The 19566-nt window shown below is 66.9% G+C and carries 12 protein-coding genes; 6 read left to right on the top strand and 6 right to left on the bottom strand.

What is annotated here, in order from left to right; translation table 11 throughout:
* The first annotated feature begins 160 nt into the window (after positions 1-160).
* Complete coding sequence (locus tag EET10_RS21095; RefSeq protein ID WP_063467027.1) at positions 161-2755, top strand: bifunctional FO biosynthesis protein CofGH; 2595 nt, start codon at positions 161-163, stop codon at positions 2753-2755.
* A gap of 58 nt (positions 2756-2813) precedes the next feature.
* On the opposite strand, the gene EET10_RS21090 is transcribed toward EET10_RS21095, so the two are convergent.
* Together EET10_RS21090 and EET10_RS21085 are read right to left on the bottom strand one after the other, a co-directional pair.
* A complete protein-coding gene (locus EET10_RS21090) occupies positions 2814-3146 on the bottom strand; it encodes a hemophore-related protein (protein WP_036400603.1) in 333 nt (110 codons plus the stop codon).
* Between the two features lie 223 nt (positions 3147-3369).
* Positions 3370-5394, bottom strand: a complete 2025-nt coding sequence (locus EET10_RS21085) for an NADPH-dependent 2,4-dienoyl-CoA reductase (RefSeq protein WP_036400601.1) — start codon at positions 5392-5394, stop codon at positions 3370-3372.
* Between the two features lie 292 nt (positions 5395-5686).
* On the opposite strand from EET10_RS21085, the gene fdxA reads away from it, so the two are divergent.
* Complete coding sequence (gene fdxA / locus EET10_RS21075; RefSeq protein ID WP_036400599.1) at positions 5687-6013, top strand: ferredoxin; 327 nt, start codon at positions 5687-5689, stop codon at positions 6011-6013.
* 32 nt (positions 6014-6045) lie between these two features.
* Positions 6046-7140: a succinyldiaminopimelate transaminase gene (gene dapC / locus EET10_RS21070; protein ID WP_063467025.1), complete on the top strand. Its 1095-nt coding sequence runs from the start codon at positions 6046-6048 to the stop codon at positions 7138-7140.
* 5 nt (positions 7141-7145) lie between these two features.
* Here the strand turns inward: dapC and EET10_RS21065 are convergent, their stop codons facing one another.
* Positions 7146-9962 carry a DEAD/DEAH box helicase family protein gene (locus tag EET10_RS21065; RefSeq protein WP_122502470.1) on the bottom strand — a complete coding sequence of 939 codons (2817 nt, stop codon included), beginning with the start codon at positions 9960-9962 and terminating at the stop codon, positions 7146-7148.
* Positions 9963-10066: 104 nt separating this feature from the next.
* Between EET10_RS21065 and EET10_RS21060 the strand changes: the two genes are divergently transcribed.
* Complete coding sequence (locus EET10_RS21060) at positions 10067-12451, top strand: APC family permease (protein ID WP_425461693.1); 2385 nt, start codon at positions 10067-10069, stop codon at positions 12449-12451.
* Between the two features lie 39 nt (positions 12452-12490).
* Here EET10_RS21060 and EET10_RS21055 read toward each other — a convergent pair whose 3' ends face one another.
* Positions 12491-13651: a PPE family protein gene (locus EET10_RS21055; protein WP_063467045.1), complete on the bottom strand. Its 1161-nt coding sequence runs from the start codon at positions 13649-13651 to the stop codon at positions 12491-12493.
* A gap of 48 nt (positions 13652-13699) precedes the next feature.
* A complete protein-coding gene (locus EET10_RS21050; protein ID WP_063467023.1) occupies positions 13700-14881 on the bottom strand; it encodes a PPE family protein in 1182 nt (393 codons plus the stop codon).
* Positions 14882-16120: 1239 nt separating this feature from the next.
* Between EET10_RS21050 and EET10_RS21045 the strand changes: the two genes are divergently transcribed.
* Together EET10_RS21045 and EET10_RS21040 are read left to right on the top strand one after the other, a co-directional pair.
* Entirely contained in the window at positions 16121-17545 is a 1425-nt protein-coding gene (locus tag EET10_RS21045; RefSeq protein ID WP_063467022.1) for an MFS transporter, read from the top strand.
* A gap of 330 nt (positions 17546-17875) precedes the next feature.
* Positions 17876-18619: a lytic polysaccharide monooxygenase gene (locus tag EET10_RS21040; protein WP_036400597.1), complete on the top strand. Its 744-nt coding sequence runs from the start codon at positions 17876-17878 to the stop codon at positions 18617-18619.
* Between the two features lie 130 nt (positions 18620-18749).
* Here EET10_RS21040 and stf0 read toward each other — a convergent pair whose 3' ends face one another.
* Positions 18750-19553, bottom strand: coding sequence for a trehalose 2-sulfotransferase (stf0, locus tag EET10_RS21035; RefSeq protein WP_122502468.1), 804 nt, complete (start codon positions 19551-19553; stop codon positions 18750-18752).
* Positions 19554-19566: the final 13 nt, after the last annotated feature.

Genomic DNA, 19566 nt, shown 5'->3' with positions numbered 1-19566 from the left:
GTGGTCTGGCTAGCGTATCTCGATCGGGTGCGAATCGTGGCGGATCGGCCAAGACGCCGCCCAGGCCGGTCAGTGGCGTGTCCGGACCTGCCGCTACTGTTGCGAATATGGCACCCGCCGAGTTACGGACCATTGACGCGCGGACGGAAGTTGTACCAACGTGCCACTGACTTCGCGCCAGGAGTCCACAGCTCTGCCTCACCCCGTGGCGCCGCCCCGACCCGGTGCGTCGGCGCTGCGGCGGGTGCTGCGGCGGGCTCGAGACGGGGTCTTGCTGAATCTTGATGAGGCGGCCGTCGCCATGACGGCGCGCGGCGACGAACTGGCCGACCTGTGCGCCAGCGCGGCGCGGGTACGCGACGCGGGTTTGCAGTCGGCCGGGCGGCGCGGCCCGGAGGGTCGGCTGCCGATCACCTACTCGCGCAAGGTCTTCATCCCGCTCACCCATCTTTGCCGCGACACCTGCCACTACTGCACGTTCGTCAGTGTTCCGGGCAAACTGCGCGCCCACGGCGTCGGGATGTACCTGGAACCCGGCGAGATCCTCGACGTGGCTCGGCGCGGAGCCGAACTGGGTTGTAAGGAAGCATTATTCACACTCGGGGACCGTCCGGAGGATCGTTGGCCGGAGGCGCGTGAGTGGCTCGACGCACGCGGCTACGACTCCACACTGTCCTACGTGCGCGCGATGGCGGTACGGGTGCTGGAAGAAACCGGACTGCTTCCGCACCTAAACCCCGGGGTGATGAGCTGGTCGGAGATGTCGCGGCTCAAGCCGGTGGCGCCGTCGATGGGCATGATGCTGGAGACGACATCGCCGAGGTTGTTCGACACCAAGGGACTGGCACACTACGGCAGCCCGGACAAAGACCCGGCCGTGCGCTTGCGTACCCTGACCGACGCCGGCCGGCTCTCCATCCCGTTCACCACCGGCCTGCTGGTCGGCATCGGCGAGACGCTGGCCGAACGCGCCGATACCTTGCATGCAATTCGCAAGGTGCACAAGGAGTTCGGCCACATCCAGGAAGTGATCGTGCAGAACTTCCGGGCCAAGAAGCACACCGCCATGGCTGCCGTTCCCGACGCCGGGATCGACGACTACCTTGCGACGGTGGCGGTCGCGCGGCTGGTTCTCGGCCCCGGCATGCGCATTCAGGCGCCACCGAACCTGGTGTCCCGGGACGACTGCCTGGCGCTGATCGCCGCCGGCGTTGACGACTGGGGCGGTGTATCCCCGCTGACACCCGATCACGTCAACCCGGAACGGCCCTGGCCCGCGCTGGACGACCTGGCCGCCGTCACCGCGGAGGCCGGCTACGACCTGGTGCAGCGGCTGACCGCACAGCCCAGGTATGTGCAGGCGGGCGCGGCATGGATCGACCCGCGGGTGCGCAGACACGTTGCGGCCCTGGCCGATCCGGCGACCGGCTTCGCGCGTGACGTCAACCCGGTGGGCATGCCGTGGCAGGAGCCCGACGACATGGCGTCGGCGGGCCGGGTGGATCTCAACGCGGCGATCGACACCAAGGGCCGTAACACCGAGGCTCGCAGTGACCTCGACAGCGCCTTCGGCGACTGGGAATCCATCCGTTCGCAGGTGCACGATCTGGCGGCTCGCGCTCCCGAGCGCATCGACACCGATGTCCTTGCCGCACTGCGCTCGGCGGAACGGGACCCCGCCGGCTGCAGCGACGAGGAATACCTCGCCTTGGCTGCCGCCGACGGTCCAGCACTGGAAGCTGTTGTCGCACTGGCGGATTCATTGCGGCGCGATGCGGTCGGCGATGATGTGACGTTTGTGGTCAACCGCAACATCAACTTCACCAATATCTGCTACACCGGCTGCCGGTTCTGTGCCTTCGCCCAGCGAAAGGGCGACGCCGACGCGTACTCGCTGTCGGTCGACGAAGTCGCCGATCGCGCCTGGGAGGCTCACGTCGCCGGCGCCACCGAGGTGTGCATGCAGGGCGGTATCGACCCGGAACTGCCGGTCACCGGGTACGCCGATCTGGTGCGCGCGGTCAAAGCCCGGGTGCCGGAAATGCACGTGCACGCGTTTTCGCCGATGGAGATCGCCAACGGCGTGACCAAGAGCGGACTGAGCATCCGCGAGTGGCTGATCAGCCTGCGCGCGGCCGGACTGGGCACCATCCCGGGCACCGCCGCCGAGATTCTGGACGACGAGGTGCGCTGGGTGCTGACCAAGGGCAAGTTGCCGACGTCGTTGTGGGTAGAGATCGTGACCACCGCGCACGAGGTGGGGCTACGGTCGTCGTCGACCATGATGTACGGGCACGTCGACACCCCCCGGCATTGGATCGCCCACCTCAACGTGTTGCGTGATATCCAAGACCGCACCGGGGGCTTCACCGAGTTCGTACCGCTGCCGTTCGTCCACCAGAATTCACCGTTATATCTGGCGGGGGCGGCGCGACCCGGGCCCACTCAGCGCGACAACCGGGCGGTGCACGCCTTGGCGCGGATCATGCTGCACGGCCGTATCCCCCATATCCAGACCAGCTGGGTGAAGCTCGGCGTCGCCGGCACCCAGGTGATGCTCAACGGTGGCGCCGACGACCTCGGCGGCACGCTGATGGAGGAGACGATCTCGCGGATGGCCGGCTCCGAATACGGCTCGGCGAAAACCGTCGCCGAACTGGAGGCCATCGCCGAGGGGATAGGCCGGCCCGCGCGCCAGCGCACCACAACCTACGCCCTGCTGGCGGCCCAAGAGCGCATAAGAGCGCGGGCGTAACGCACGCAAGCTTCCCGGGATGAGAATCCTGCGTGGCGCTACGCCCGCGCGCTCAGAATCAGTAGTTGTTGCAGGACGCCGCGACCGACTCGACCAGCCCGACGTACTGTGCAGCTCCCGGCATGGCCTGCACCTGCGCGGCCATCTGCGCGCGTCGCGGCGGCGCCGCGGCCAGGAACGAATGCAGCCAGCCCTGCGCGAGCGGCGACGCGTTGAACTGCGCCGCGGCTCCGGGATCGGTCGCATTCAGCGCCGCCATCACCTGGCCGTAGTTACACGTGGTGTTGATGACCGCATCCAGCGGATCTGCGGACGCGACTCCGGCCCCGGCGCTCAGCGACAATGCCAACGCGCCGGCAGCGACAGTCAGTCCCTTCAACGACAGCCTCATGTGTGGACACCTTCCCCATTTATTGCACCGCCAACAAGACGTCGACGACATCTGCCCAGCGGGTTGCCGTCTTCGCTCAAGATTAGCAGCCTCCGTGGGCTAACTCATCTCAAACGGCTTATCGAGGAGATCCTTCCCGGCGTAACTATCTGCAGGTCAGCGCGGTATCCGCGGCAATTTCACGCTCAGTGAAATCGGTCCTCCTGGGGATCACAGCCGGGTTTCACAGCCGGGCAGCGACTTCGGTGCCCTGCTTGATGGCGCGCTTGGCGTCCAGCTCCGCGGCAACCGCCGCACCGCCGATGATGTGCGGGTCGACACCGCCGCGTCGCAGCGCGCCCTCCAGATCCCGGACTGGCTCCTGGCCGGCGCAGACCACCACGGTGTCCACTGCCAGTACCCGGGGCTGCTGCCGGTGCGCGCCCAAGCTGATGTGCAGGCCGTCGTCGCCGATCCGCTCGTAGTTCACCCCGGACAGCTGGTGGACGCCTTTGGCCCGCACCGATGCCCGGTGTACCCATCCGCTGGTCTTGCCGAGTCGCCTGCCCTGCGGACCCTTGGTGCGCTGCAGCAGGTAAACCTCGCGCGCCGGCGGGGCAGGTCGCGGCGTGGTCAGCGCTCCCCGGGCTTCCGGCGGGTTCGCGACGCCCCACTCCTCTTTCCAGAGCTTGAGGTTCAGGGTCGGTGAATGGTCGGTGACCAGGAGTTCGGTGACGTCGAATCCGATGCCCCCGGCGCCGATCACCGCCACGGACTTCCCGACCGGCTTGGCGCCGGTGATCGCCTCGGCATAGGTCAGCACCCGCGGGTGGTCGATCCCCGGAATGGCCGGAATGCGCGGCTCCACACCGGTGGCCAGGACGACGACCTCGTAGCCCGTCAGCAGGTCGGCGGTCGCCCGGGTGCCCAACCGGACCGCGACGCCGTGCTTGTCGAGCATCGTCGAGAAGTAGCGGATCGTTTCGCCGAATTCTTCTTTGCCCGGGATGCGCCGGGCCAGGTCGAACTGTCCGCCGATGAAGTCGTTGGCCTCGAACAGCGTGACCCGGTGGCCCCGCGCAGCGGCGTTGACCGCCGCCGCCAAACCGGCCGGACCGGCGCCCACCACGGCGACCGACCGAGCGCGCCGCGCCGGCGACAACACCAACGTCGTCTCGTGTCCCGCCCGTGGATTCAGCAGGCACGACACCGCTTTCTTGGCGAATGCGTGGTCCAGGCAGGCCTGGTTGCAGGCGATGCAGGTGTTGATCTCCGCGGCTCGGCCCGACTCCGCCTTAGCCACCCATGCCGGGTCGCTCAACAGCGGCCGGGCCATCGAAATCAACCGCACCGGGGTCTCGGCCAGAATGTGTTCGGCGGCCTGGGGCATGTTGATCCGGTTGGAGGCCGCCACCGGGATGCTGACCTGTTCGGCGATGGCGCTGCTGATGTCGACGAACGCGCTGTTGGGCACCGAGGTGACGATCGTCGGGACCCGCGCCTCGTGCCAGCCGAAACCGGAGTTGATCAGGGTCGCGCCGGCAGCTTCCACTTCGGTTGCCAGCGCAAGGATTTCGTCCCAGCTCTGGCCATCCTCGACGTAGTCGGCCAGCGACATCCGATAACAGATGATGAAGTCGGCGCCGACCGCCGCGCGGGTGCGACGCACGATCTCCACCGGGAACCGGCGGCGGTTGGCCGGTGTGCCGCCCCAGGAATCGGTGCGCTTGTTGGTGCGTGGTGCCAGGAACTGGTTGAGGAGATACCCTTCGCTGCCCATGATTTCGACACCGTCGTAGCCGGCCTCGCGCGCCAGCTGAGCGCACCGCACGAAATCCGCGATCGTGGACTCGACACCGCGCGCCGACAAGGCCCGGGGCCGAAACGGGTTGATGGGAGCCTTGATCGACGACGCGCTGACCGACAGCGGGTGGTAGGCATAGCGTCCGGCGTGCAGGATCTGCAACAGGATCTTGGCGCCCGCATCATGAACGCCGCTGGTGATCCGGCGGTGCCTGCGGGCTTGCGCCGCCGAGACCAGCTCCGAGGCGAACGGCAGCAGCCAGCCTGTGCGGTTGGGTGCGTAGCCGCCGGTGATGATCAGTCCGACGCCGCCGCGGGCGCGTTCGGCGAAGTACTCGGCGAGCCGGTCGGTACTGCCGGCCCGGTCTTCCAGCCCGGTGTGCATCGAACCCATGACCACCCGGTTGCGCAGCACGGTGAAACCGAGGTCTAACGGCGACAACAGGTTCGGGTACTGGCTCGTCAACGGGTTCTCCTGCGGTAGTCGAGCTGCTCATCGAGCCGGTCGTCGACGCGACGACCGCGTGGGCCAGCCCACCGGGGCCAGCCCACCGGGGCAGCATAAATGTCACTCGGCCGCTGTGCGGCGCGGTGCATGCCGGCCGTGCCCTGACCGGCGTGCCAGTTGGTTGACGTGTATGTGCAACGTCTAGTATCAGTAACCGAACGCTTCGCCGGTCAGCGGCCCGGAGCCCGCGGTAAGGCAAGCAGCAGCCCCACACCGAGCAGTAGCTGAAGTACACGTTGAGGAGACGTCCGTGACATACGTGATCGCCGAGCCTTGCGTCGACATCAAGGACAAGGCATGCATCGAGGAGTGCCCGGTCGACTGCATCTACGAGGGTGCCCGGATGCTCTACATCCACCCCGACGAATGTGTCGACTGTGGCGCGTGTGAACCGGTCTGCCCGGTTGAAGCGATCTACTACGAAGACGACGTGCCCGATCAGTGGAGTCAGTACACGCAGATCAACGCCGACTTCTTCGACGAGCTCGGTTCGCCCGGCGGCGCGGCCAAGGTCGGGATGACCGAGAATGACCCGCAAGTGGTCAAGGATCTGCCGCCGCAGGGCGAAGAAGACTGACCAGGTTCGCAGCTCCGCACCCTGGTCGCCGGGTGTCGGCGTCCCTGCCGGATTTTCCGTGGGACACGCTGGCCGATGCGAAGGCGCGGGCCGCCGCCCACCCGGACGGCATCGTCGACCTGTCGGTCGGTACCCCGGTGGACCCGGTCGCGCCGCTGATCCGGGAAGCGTTGGCGGCCGCTAGTTCCGCGCCCGGCTACCCCGCCACCGCGGGGACCGCGCGGTTGCGTGGGGCCGCGGTTTCGGCGCTGGCCCGCCGCTACGGCATCACCGGGCTGGCCGAGTCGGCGGTGTTGCCGGTGATCGGCAGCAAAGAGCTCATCGCCTGGTTGCCGACGCTGCTGGGTCTGGGTCCGCGCGACGTGGTGGTGGTGCCCGAGCTGGCGTACCCGACCTACGACGTCGGCGCCCGGCTGGCCCGCTCGCAGGTGCTGCGAGCGGACTCGCTGACCCAGCTGGGCCCGCAAACCCCGGCGCTGCTGTATCTGAACTCGCCGAGCAACCCCACCGGAAGGGTTCTCGGAGTCGATCATCTGCGCAAGGTCGTCGGGTGGGCCCGTGATAGAGGCGTGCTGGTGGCTTCCGACGAGTGCTATCTCGGTCTGGCCTGGGACGTCGCCCCTCCGGGACCGCGGTCGGTGCTGCATCCCGAGGTGTGCGACGGCGACCATACCGGGTTGCTGGCGGTGCATTCGCTGTCGAAGACCTCGTCGCTCGCCGGCTACCGGGCCGGTCTGGTCGCCGGGGATGCGACGTTAGTCGCCGAATTGCTGGCGGTGCGCAAACACGCCGGGATGATGGTGCCCACACCCGTGCAGGCAGCCATGGTGGCCGCCCTGGACGACGACGTTCACGAACAGCAGCAGCGGCACCGGTATGCGCAACGCCGGGCCGCGCTGTTGCCGGCCCTGCGGTCGGCGGGTTTCGCGGTCGACCACTCCGAGGCCGGCCTGTACCTGTGGGCCACCCGCGGCGAGCCGTGCCACGACACGGTCGCCTGGCTGGCCGAGCGCGGCATCCTGGTGGCGCCCGGTGATTTCTACGGACCGCGCGGCGCGCAGCATGTGCGGGTCGCGCTGACCGCCACCGACGAGCGCATCGCCGCGGCGGTTACGCGGCTCAGCTGAGCGGGTCAGCGCCAGGTCGTGCGGAGCTGGGTGGTGAGCGCGAGCGGGTTGTCGCCGCGGAACAGCTCGAGAATGGCTTGGCCCTCGGGGGAGTCGGCCCGCAGGTGTCGCGGCGGACCGATGTGTTGTCGCCACGACTGCAGCAGGCAGCCCAGCCGGTCCTTGCGACGGGCGAACCACTGCGGCACGCTGTGCCAGGCGATGGCGCCGGGCAGGGGCAGGCCGACGACGGCGCGCGCCGCGAACAGGCCCCGGGCAACGCGCCCGGTGGGCGGGGTGAGGATCTTGCGCCCGATGAGGTAGCGCGGTTCGGTCAGCGGGGCCAGTAGCTCGTCGAGGGCAGCGGTGAACCGCTGCGACTGCTCGATGGGCACGCCGCCGAGTTCGCAGCGGATCCAGCCGTCGGGATCAGCGGTGACTCGCAGCCCCTCGGATCCGCGGTCGGCACCGCCGGCGGCCCGCAGCGCATCCGCGACGGCGGCGGCCAACTGCTCGAGAGCGTTGGGTGCGTGGGACAGGCGACGGCTTTGGGCTCCGGCGGCAGCCGCCAGTAGCCCTACGCTGGTCGCGATGACGCCACCGGCCGTGGCAGCTGCGGCGAGCGGGCCAAGGCTGGTGCTGGCGACTGCGGCGCCGCTGGCCGCACCGGCCAGGGACACGCCGGCGATGGCGGCCCGTGCCGTGCGGAGCGGACTGCGCCGCCCCGGCACCGGCGGTGCCAATGCCGACGCGGGTATCCCGGGTGCGGCGATTCCCGGGGAGCGCTGGGAGCGGATACGGATGGTTGCCACATCGGTTCCCTGATAGGGCTCACCGATCCGCCACGACGCCCGGGCCTGGCCGCGTTCGGCGACGCGCTGCAGTGCCCGGGCGGTAATGCCGGCATCGGCCGCCGGCGGGCCATAGGGCGACAGGCGGGGATCGCAATGCGTCACCCCCGACTCGATGAGCCCTTGCGGACTCGCCGCGAAGTAGGCGTCGTGTTTGCGCACCAGCCGCAGGTAGTCGGCGTCGCCGCGCGGGTGATCGGCACTGACGCAGCACACCGACCAGTTGTCGGCCACCTTGCCGGCGTCGGCGGGATCTCTGCGGAGTGCCCGGCCGCGCATCTGGGTGATCGCTCCCGGGGTCGTCGCACTGGTCAGGTCGACGGTGACGTTGACCGCGGCGCAGTCCCACCCCTCGCCCAGCAGCGCGCGGGTGCCGACGAGCACGCGGGCCCGTCCGGTCATGAAGTATTCCGTGGCCAGCGCGACCCAGGTGCGGGGGCCGAAGTTGCCGTTGCCGCGCACAAGCCGCAACCCGGGGTGGGTCCGCAGCGGCTCGGTGCTGACCACCGCGCCCCGGCTTGCGCAGAAGGCCGTCAGGTCGTCTTCGATCGCGGCGGGACAGGCGAAGGTTTGACCCGTCACGAGCAGGGGGTGCAGTGGGCTGGCGCGCCGCTTGTCGGAGGCGGCGAGCATGGCGGTGACCAGCTGGGCCGACCCCGACAGGTCGTTGACGGGCGCTCCCTTCAGCGAGGTGGGAAGCGTGCCGGTCATGGACTCGAAGTCGCACAGCACCAGGGCTCGCAACCGCGCTCCCAGCACGGTGTCCTCGGCATCGAGGATGTGGGTCGTCGCCGCGACCTTGGACTCCGACAGCGCGCACACCCGGTCCACCGGTGAGGTGGCGACGCGCACTCCGCGACTGGTGAGCCGGTAACCGAGGCCGGGCAGTACCCGTTTGATCGCGGTCAGCGCCTGCGCATCCCGCGGATCGTCGCTGTCGAGCAGGTGGCCGGCGGCGAAGTCGGTCAGCACGGTGACCCAGTCGTGGGCGTCGGGTGCGACCCGGTGCTGCTCGCGCAGGCGGGCGCCGTCGGGCAGCGGAATGAGGCCGTCATGGACGAAGCGCAGTCCGCTTGCGGCCAGGGCGGGTTCGGCGCGCTCGAAGGTCGACCACGCGATCTGGTTGCCGTCGCGTGTCGACCGGTCCACGATCCGGGTCCGTAGCCAGGCGGCCAGCGACATACTGCCCACTTGTTGGTCGACGAGCGCCAGCATCAGGTCGGCGAAGCGAGCGCGTTCGGTCGCCATCCAGGCCTGCTCCTCCGGGGTTGGCCCGGTCAGGTAGACCAGCTCTTGATACGGGGCCAGGTCGCCTTCTTTGACCAGGGCAGGTGTGGGGACCACGAAGTCGGCCGTGCCGAACAGCTCGTCGTGCAGGGCCCGCTGCCACTCGGTCAGCGCTGTCGCCGGGGTCGCGGTCAGCCCGATCAGCGCCGTCCGGGGGCCCAGCACCGACACCAACGCCCCGACCAGCGCCCCCCACGTCGCCAGCAGGTGATGACACTCGTCGAGCACCAGCGTCCACGGTCCCAACGATGCGGCCCGCTCGATCAATGCCCTGCCGTTCGGGTGCAGCAGGCCCAGCAAGGCTTGGCGGTCCCGGGTGCGCAGGATCGCCCGCCGCGCCGTGGCATCCGTTTCGCCGTCGATGACCGCCAGCGACTGATAGGTCAGCACGTTCATCGCCGAGGTCAGGGCACGGTCGGTTCCGCAGGCCGGCGCCGACGGATCCAGTGGCGGAAATCTGGTATTCCACGCCGCGGCCCACTGTGCCTGGACCGCCGTGTTGGGAACCAGAACCAAGGTGCGCCGTCCCACCCGGCGCGCGGCTTCCAGTCCGATCATCGTCTTTCCGGCACCCGGCGGCAGCACCAGATACGACCGGTTGTCGCCCGTGGCGACATCGGCATCGAACGCGTCCAATGCTTGCTGCTGATACCGTCGCCATTCGCCGGCGAAGCCGCGGGAGTGTAGGTCACGGCCAGGCTCCACGAGTGCCCACCCTAACCAACACGCAACCAGACACCGGCTTGGCAGAATGCTGGGAATGCTTGCTCAACGCTGCACCTCGGGTAAGGATCGGGTAAGGAGTGGTCGTGACCGCTTCGGCTGGTAATCCGGCTGTCAAGCCGCCCATCCCGTTGTCGCTCGGCGACATCGTCAAGCGGGTGTTTCTGGGCAAACCGCTCGTCACCGAAAGCCTGACATCCGAGAAGCTGTCGAATCCGGTTGCGCTGGGTGCACTTTCACCGGACGCCATCTCGTCGACGGCCTATGGTCCAGAGCAGATCCTGATCGAGCTGCTGCCGAGCGCCGGACTGGCGGCCTTCGCGTTGCTGCTGCCCCTCACAGGCGTCATCCTGCTGATCCTGGTGCTGGTCACGGCTTCGTACCGGCAGGTCGTGATCGCCTACACCCGAGCCGGCGGTTCCTACATCGTGGCGCGGGAGAACTTCGGGCCGCGCATTGCGCAGATCGCGGCTGCGGCACTGCTCATCGACTACGTGGTCACCGTCGCGGTGCAGTCGGCGGCCGGGACCGTCGCGGTGGTGTCAGCCATACCGGCGCTGGGTCCCTACAGCCTGGAAATCACGGTGGGTGTGGTGATCGTCATCTGCTATGCGAACTTGCGGGGCATGCGCGAAGCCGGACTACCGTTTGCGGCGGCGACGTACTTCTTCGTCGTCATGATCGCCTTGACCATTATCACCGGTGTCGTCCGCCAAATATTCGGTGACTTACCGGTATACGATCCTGCGCAACTGCCCGGGACGGTGCCCGTCCACCAGGGGAACGGGCTGGTGATGGGTGCAACCATCCTGGTGGTGTTGCGCGCATTCGCCAACGGCGGTTCGTCGCTGACGGGCGTGGAGGCGATCTCCAATACGGTCGACGTGTTCCGGAAACCGCAGGGCCGCAATGCGCGTCGAGTTCTCACCACGATGGCCTGCATTCTTGGTTTCTTGTTGGCCGGTGTCGCCTATCTTGCCTACGCCACCCATGCCACCCCGTACCGCACCGAATACCCGTCGGTGCTTTCCCAAATCGGCCGAGCCGTATTCGGCACCGGGGCGATCGGACACGTCTTCTTCGTCCTGGTCCAGGCCTCAACCGCGGCAATCCTTTTCACCGGTGCCAACACGAGCTTCAACGGGTTTCCGGCACTGGCCAGTTTCGTCGCCGAAGACCGGTTCCTGCCCCGGCAGCTGACCAAACGTGGTTACCGCCTGGTGTTTTCGAACGGCATCATCACCCTGACGGCGCTATCGGTAGCGCTGCTGGTGATCACCGGTGGGTCGGTCAACGCGTTGGTCCCGTTCTACGCGATCGGAGTGTTCACCGGGTTCTCGATGGCCGGCTACGGGATGACCAAACACCATCTGACCCAACGCGAACCCGGATGGCATTACCGGTTGGCGATCAACCTGTCGGCGGGAATCTTGTCGACGGTCGTGGTGGGCATCTTCGCGGTGGCGAAGTTCACCGAGGGTGCCTGGCTGGTTGTCGTCGTGTTTCCGATACTGGTGTTCGTCCTGATGCGGCTCAACCGCGAGTATCGGGCCGAGGCGGCCATTCTCGAGATGTTCCGGACCGACCGTCCCGAGGTGGTGAGGTATGCCCGGCATCGGGTGTATGTCTTCGTGAGTTCGGTCGATCTCTCGGTGCTCGAGGCGTTGCGGTACGGGAAAGGGCTTCGCGCCGACGAACTGATCGCGGTGCATTTCATGGTCGACGCGGCCCAGGCCGCGCAGTTGCGCAAACGCTGGGACCACTTCGACCTCGACACCCCGTTGCGGGTGGTGGACTGTCCGGATCGGCGCATCAACCGCGCGGCACAGCTGCTGGTTGCCCAAGCGCGTGATGAGCATCCGAACACCAACGTGACGGTGTTGTTGCCGCGTCGAACGTTCGCGCCGGTGCTGGGGCGGCTGCTGCACGACCGCACCGCGGACAAGATCGCGCGGGCTGTCAGCCTGATTCCGGACGCCGCGGCCACGATCGTGCCCTACGACGTCCAGTCCCGGATCAAGCAGGCCTACCCCGACGGCATCGAGCAACGGGTGGCGCGGGTGCTGGACAGGCTCGAAGTGTGGGTCTCCCGGGACGCCGGGTCGGCTGTCCACGCCTACGAGCATCCCGAACGGCCGCCGACGGTGATCACCGTGGCGGGGCTGATTCCCGGCCAGCGCGCGACCATCGAAGGGCGGGTCAGTCAGGTCGAGGACATCAGCAAACGTGGGCGAACGCAGCGATGGATCCTGGTGGGCGACGAGAGCGGGGACATCCGGATCGCGTTTCGCGATGGGCGCGGCGGCGCCGACATCCAGCCAGGCCAGCTGGTGCGGATCACCGGCAAGGCCCGCCAGAGCGGCAACCGGCCCGTGTGGATGCTCGACCCCGGCTACCACGTGCTGGAGGAGCCACCGAAGTACCCGGATGCCGGAGACGCCGGAGCAGTGCAACACGTCGGCAGACGATAACGGTCGCATGTGCTCGCCGGCGGCACGCATTGCACCGCGCTATCCGCCGGATAGCGGACGGGGCATCGTGAAGCGGCGACGCCCCGTCCGCAACACCGGGGTGCCGGTGCGTCGGGCGACGTTGCCGGTCATCGGCCCCGTGCCGGGCAGCCGGTTGGAGATGCCGTGCGGTGAGTCTGGGCCGCCGGCCGAAACGGCGCGAAGATCGGTTCCGCGGGGCTCCGGCAGCGTATCGCCGACGCTGGGCTGCGAGATGGCCGCCGTCCAGCTCTGCGGGACGGACAAGCGTCCCACCGTCGCAGCGCGCCCCACCCGGGCAAGCACCGCACCGTTTCCTAGTCGTCCGGCCCGCACCGTGGTCGCCCGGGTGATGGGAGTGGCCTTGGCTTCGGCCTGGACGTCGGAGCGGTAAAGCCCGGTACCGAATCGGCCCGCCGAGGTGACGGTGCGGCTGAGGGCGGCAGCAAGGTTCGCTGGGCCGGTGAGGGTATTGAAGTCGCTGACGAGCGTGAGCAACAGGGTCGGCCAGAATGTCCACCAAGACCCCGAATGCCCTGCTGTTGCAAGGGCTTGCAGCAGCTGCGCCACGATTTGGCCCAGTTTGGCGTGTTCGGCGGTCGAGGTGGCAACCAGATGCGCCGCCGCGGCCATCTCGTCAGCTGGTCCGCCGGCAGTTGTGCTCTGCGGCGGAGCGCTGAGCGGCACCGGTTGCGTGGCAACCAACGACGAAGCGGCATAGCAGTACATTGCTGCCGCGTCTTGAGCCCACATCTCCACGTAGGCGGCCTCGGTCGCGGCGATCATCGGGGTGTTCTGACCAAAGAAGTTGGTTGCGACCAGCGTCGCAAGCAGGATGCGGTTGGCTGCGACCACTTCTGGCGGCACCGTTGCGGCGTAAGCCGCCTCGTACGCGGCCGCCGCTGCACGGGCCTGATCGGCGATTTGTTCAGCCTGCGCCGCTGTCGTCAGCGCCCACGCCACATATGGGGTGACGGCACTGGCCATAGCGATGGCCGCGGCGCCCGACCAGCTGGTGTCCAGCAGCTCCGACAGCACTGTGGAGTAGCCGGCCGCGAACAGTTCCAGTTGCGCGGCGAGCGCTGCCCATGCCGACGCGGCCGCCATCATCGGTCCCGAGCCGGGCCCGGAATACATTCTGGCCGAATTGATCTCGGGAGGCAGCATCCCGAAATCAAGCATCGGCACTCTTTCTGTGCATGGACGGGCCGGGTTCAGGTAACCGACGTACTAGCCGCCGAGCGACGGGCGTGGCATCTTGAACCGCCGGGGCTCCACGCGCAACACGCTGCCGACGGTGGGACGCGTCGAGAAGCCCGCTATCGGCCCCATGCCCGCGGTCGGCGGCCCGGTGAGCATCTCCGGTGTCTCCGACCATGACGGGCCGCCGTCGAGTTCGGTGTCGGACAACCACATCGGCTCGTCGGCAGCCGCCAAGACGGGTGGATTTGTCGTCGCCCAGCTCTGCGGAACAGACAGCCGCCCGACCGGCGTCGCGTTACCCACACTCACTGCCACCTGGCCGCGAAGGGTTGCCGGGCCAACCGATTCCGCGCCCTTAGCGATCGCTTTCGCGGCGCCGCCGCCGGCCTGAATCCCGGATCGGTAGGCCCCGGTCAGGAAACTTCCGGCCGATGTGCTGGTACGGCTGAAATTCGAGGCCAGACTCGCCGGACCGGCCAGCGTGTTGAAGGCGCTGAAAGCCGCAAGTATCGTCGATGGCCCCAGCCACCAGGAATGGGCCGAATGACCACCCGCCGCCAGGGCTTGCAGCTGTTGTGACATCGTCGACATCAATTGCGTCAAGCTGGTCTGAGTATTGCCGGCGGCCGATGCGGCGCCGGCTTGGGCCACCGCGGTGGATTGGGCTGCTTGCCCGGTGAGGTTCGTGGTCTGGGGTGGTTCCCGGAAAGGGGTCAGCCCGGTCGCTGCCGACGACGCGGCAGCGTAACCGTACATCGCAGCCGCATCCTGCGCCCACATCTGTTCGTATGCGGATTCGGTGGCGGCGATAGCGGTGCTGTTCTGGCCCAGAACATTGGTTGCCACCAGCGTCGCCAACTGGTCACGGTTGGCGATCACCAGGGCTGGCGGCACCGTCGCGGCGAACGCAGCCTCGTAGGCGGCCGCTGCCGCACGAGCCCCGCTGGCAGCCTGCTCGGCCTGCGCTCCCGTCGCCGTCGCCCATGCCAGGTATGGTGCGACGGCGCTGCCCATCGCCGCCGACGCACTGCCCGACCAACTTTCGCCTTGCAGCTGCGAGATCACGACGCAGTACGCGCGCGATGTGGACTCCAAGCCTGCTGCGAGTGTCTCCCAGGCTGCGGCGGCCGTCAGCATTGACGCCGAGCCAGGACCCGAATACATTCTGCCCGAGTTGATCTCGGGCGCCAGGGCCCCATAGTCCAGTATCAGTTTTTCACCTTCCTCAGTTTTCCTCAGTGCCGCTCAGGTCGCGACAAGCCGAGCCGCGGAACTCGCTGAGCACTCGTGGCTAGGTCAGGCAATCGGCGGCTGACCGGGATGTTGCCAAACACAACGGACGCCCCTACAGCTGTTGTGTTGCAACGATTTGTGGCTGTGAACGACCACGCGCGGTCAAGGGCGAGCAGGGCTGCCAACGCACGTTGACCATCCGCCGCGTACTCACCTTGACAGCGCACGTCTCACTGACCAGTCAATAGTCGCATGCAATTGTTGCATAGGGACACCAAATGTATCAACGATGCACAGGAGATTTACAGCTAACCTTCGGGTGTAACGATGTGGTCAAGCGGCCCGGCGTCGAGGAGCTGTCCGGAAAGCCCGACCGGCATCACACGAATTACATTGGGGTGGAGGTATTTCGAATCGTGGATTTCTGGCAGCGGGACATGTCCCCGGCGACTCTGCCACGGCAGTACCTTATTGGCTGTTGGACTGGCTGTTGGACTGGCTGTTGGACTGGCTGTTGGACTGGCTGTTGGACTGGGTTTCAGGCATTACGCGAGTCCGGATATGGTTACGCGGCAAGCTATTTCGACGAACCAGGAGAGCGCCGCAATCCGGGGGAGGGGTACATCCGCGGAAAGCGCTGCGGCTCTGCATCATCGCCGCTGCTCGAGCGTCGGCCGTGGCCCGAAGCCGAGCCGGTTCCGGGTGAGGTCCCGGGTGAGGTGAAGTCTCCGCTCGGCTGGCAGTACTGGCCAAGTGAGCTGAAAATCTCCTGTGCGTAAGCGATGTCTGGTTGTCGGGTGACCGCGATTGGGCTTCACTATCGGGTGGTCGGTGTGACGGCGTGCAGCGGTGCCCGTGTTCGTCATTGCCCAGGTGTCACCGGTCGTCGTCAAGAGCCCCTTAGAACCGCGTTGCGTTGCTGTCCGATCGGGTAGTCATTCGTGACGCGGAGGAAGAGCAGTGTCCGTGCACTTTTCGTCAGAGCCATCGGTGGAGAAGTGTGGCAACCCGCGGCCAGCCGGCGGCGCGTCGTCATACTGATAATCCGTATGCCGGACGTCCGAACCGATCGGCCGAGCAACGTCCGACGGTTTCGGTGGGCAACAAAACGCACCGACCCACTGTTGCCTGATCTTCCCGAGTGAATGCACACTAAGCCACCATGTATTGCCGCTCGGTGGTACGCCGACATCGTCTGTGAAAGGTAAGTACCGTATGGCGCGACCGCATCGCATCGCGGATTGGGATGCGGAAGACGCTGCCGCCTGGCGCGACGGCAACAACGTGATCGCCCGTCGCAATCTGATTTGGTCGAACGTGACCGGGCACATCGCCTTCTCCATCTGGTACCTCTGGTCGGTAATGGTGCTGTTCATGCCGCAGAGCGTCTACGGTTTTTCGACCGGCGACAAGCTGCTGCTGGCGGCCACCGCGACGTTCGTCGGGGCGATCGTGCGCATCCCCTATGCGATGGCTACCACGAGGTTCGGCGGACGCAATTGGGCCGTTTCGTCGTCACTGGTGTTGCTGATCCCCACCGTCGGCGCGATGGTGTTGCTGGCCAACCCCGGCCTGCCGTTGTGGCCATATCTGGCCTGCGCCGCGCTGACCGGATTGGGCGGCGGCAACTACGCCGCTTCGCTGGCGCACATCGAAGCCTTCTACCCGCAGCGGCTGAAGGGCTTTGCGCTGGGCTTCACCGGGGGTTTCACCAACCTGGGGTCGGCGGCCATTCAGGCAGTCGGGCTCGTAGTGCTGGCGACCGCCGGCCACCAGGCGCCCTACGTGGTGTGCGCGGTTTACCTGGTCCTGCTGGCCGTAGCGGCTGTCGGCGCGGCACTGTTCCTGGACAACCTTAGCCACGTCATCGACGTGGGCCATGTGCGATCGGTTCTGCGGGTTCCCGACTCGTGGGCCATCTCATTTCTCTATCTGTGCTGCTCCGGCTCGTTTCTCGGTTTCGCGTTCGCTTTCGGCCAGGTGCTGGTGCACAATTTCGTGGCCGCGGGGCAAACCCACGCACAGGCATCGCTGCACGCGGCGGAGATCGCCTTCATCGGCCCGCTGCTGGGATCGGTGGCGCGGATAATCGGCGGCAGGTTGGGCGACCGCTTTGGTGGTGGTTACGTGACCCTCAGTGCATTGGCCGCCATGGCGGGAGCCGGTGGGTTCCTGGTCGCGGTCAGCACCCACGACGACCTCACTCAGGGGACTCGCGGGGGGCCGACAGTCCATACGATGATCGGCTACATCTTCGGCTTCATCATGCTGTTCATCTGTTGCGGCATCGGCAAGGGGTCGGTGTTCAAGCTGATCCCGTCGATTTTTCAGAATCGCAGTCGCGCGCTGAACGCCACCGCCGCCGAACGCCGCGACTGGGAGCGGGTCATGTCGGGAGCGTTGATCGGGTTTGCCGGGACACTCGGCGGGTTGGGTGCCATGGGGGTCAACCTGGTGCTGCGGCAGTCGTATGTGAGCGCCGGCACCGAAACCCCGGCATTCTGGGTCTTCCTGCTGTGCTATATCGGCGCCACGACGTTGACCTGGTGGCGCTACGTACGCCCGCACGGCGGGAGTGGGCCGGCACCGACGTTGCGACAACAAGCGGCAGGGGAGCCAGTCGGAGGGGCTGCCGCCTAACACGAGAGGGAGCATCAACGTGCTCTCGCCGGGAGACGTCCGGCCGCCGCCGTCGAGGCCGCAGCCGAATCCAGTAGCGCGCATCAATGCTGGTGAATTGATTTCCAGCCCAGGATAATTCGATTTTATACGCTCCAAACAGCGTGATTTCGCAACGATGTACACAGCCAGGTTTTCCTAAAATACGGCATCGCAACAGAATCAGATTCCGAAACGCCGTAAGTACAACATCGTTGACGCATCTGTCCCGTATGTATAGGTTCGATCACCACAACCGAATAGCGTCGGCATCAATGCGATGTAGTCGAAACACGCAGGGAGTAAACGCAGATGACGAACCGCGTATTGTCTATTATCGGCACGGCAACATTGATCCCTTGTCTTCAGGTCTTTCTTCCGATGGCTAACGCCTCTGCGCATGGCTTTGTCTCGTCTCCGCCCAGCCGTCAAGCCCAGTGTGCACAGGGCGTAGTTCAATGCGGCGCGATCAAGTATGAGCCGCAGAGTGTGGAGGGCCCCAAGGGGCTTACCAGCTGCAACGGCGGCCTCGGGCAATTCGCCGAGCTCAATGACGACAAGAAGCCGTGGCGGCCGACACCGGTCGGCAACACCGTCTCGTTCACCTGGACCAACACCGCACTACACCGGACCACCGGCTGGGAGTATTACATCGGCGCCACCAAAGTCGCCCGCTTCGACGGTAATAACGCGCCACCTGGTGCGACGGTCACGCACACCGTCAACCTGAGTGGGTTCAGCGGTCGCCAGAAGCTGCTGGCCATATGGATTATCGGCGATACTCCCAACGCGTTCTATTCCTGCGTCGACCTGCAAGTCGGCGCCGGTCAACCGCCCACCAGCACATCGACCCCGTCCGCCGGCACAACAACCCCGTCCGCCGGCACAACGACGACGGTTCCACCGGCGGCCAACTCGTGGGCCGCCGGCGCGACCTATGCGGTGGGTGACACCGTTACCTACAACGGCAAGACCTACCGATGCCTGCAGGCGCACACCGCCTACGACCCAACCTGGACCCCGGCCGCAACGCCGGCGCTGTGGAAGGAGACGTGACCGTTGTCGTCGAGCGGGTTGACCCGTTCACGTGGGGCCGGCGTCAGACCCGCCATGCCGGTAAGCGTGCTGGCCCGTCGTCCCGTGTGCGGCATGCGGCGGCGCAGTCCGGCGATGTGCCGGGCCGCCATCACCTAGGCAGCCCGTCCCTTTCGGCATCTGCCCGATAGCGGTCCACCCATTCGTCGGAACGCTGATCGGCCTGCCGCTCCAGCGCCGGGGCAGGCGCCAGCCGCGGGTCGAGCCCCAACGCCTGGAGGATGGTGCCGACCAGTTCGGTCAGATTGCGCCACAACACCGGATAAGCGATCTCTAACGGTGTGATGTTCTCCTCGACGAACCAGCCGCGCCAGCCCGCTTCCTGGGCGCGCAGCATGGTGACGACGTGAGCAATCGCCCCGGCGTGATAGACGGCGCGAGCGTCGCGGACCGGATCGGGGCGCCCCCGCCAGACCCGCGTCTGCACCGCACGCCAAAACGACACCGCCTGCGACACGACGTCGGGACGGTAGACATAGACAAGGAACGGGTTCTCACCGACGACGTCACGGATGGCCGCCTTGAGGCCCTCGCCCGAGCAATCGGGAAGCTCGCACGCGCGATTCAGCAGCAGCGGGGTCTGATTCCACATCAGCTTGCCGCCCCAGACACCGTTGGGCGTTCTGCCGACCGTGCGGATGTAGTCGCGCCAGATCTCGGCCGGCGCGAGGTCCGGCTTACCGTTGTCCAGCGGATCGAGCAGGCGCAGGATCGACTCGTCGTCAACTCCGGCAAACCAGTCCCGCGGTTGCGGCGGCTGGCTCGTCGTCGGCAGATATTGGAAGAACTCCTGGGGTTCGCCGGCTACGCCGGTGGCGCGCAACGATTCGACCAACAGCGTGCTGCCGCTACGCTGCGATGCCAACACCAGGTATGACGACGGGCGGTCTGCCACGAAAAAAGAGTAT

Origin of the sequence: Mycobacterium pseudokansasii, assembly GCF_900566075.1 — a bacterium.
Taxonomy (GTDB): Bacteria; Actinomycetota; Actinomycetes; order Mycobacteriales; family Mycobacteriaceae; genus Mycobacterium; species Mycobacterium pseudokansasii.
Note: the sequence above shows the minus strand (reverse complement) of the source record. Positions and strands in the feature narration are given on the sequence as shown.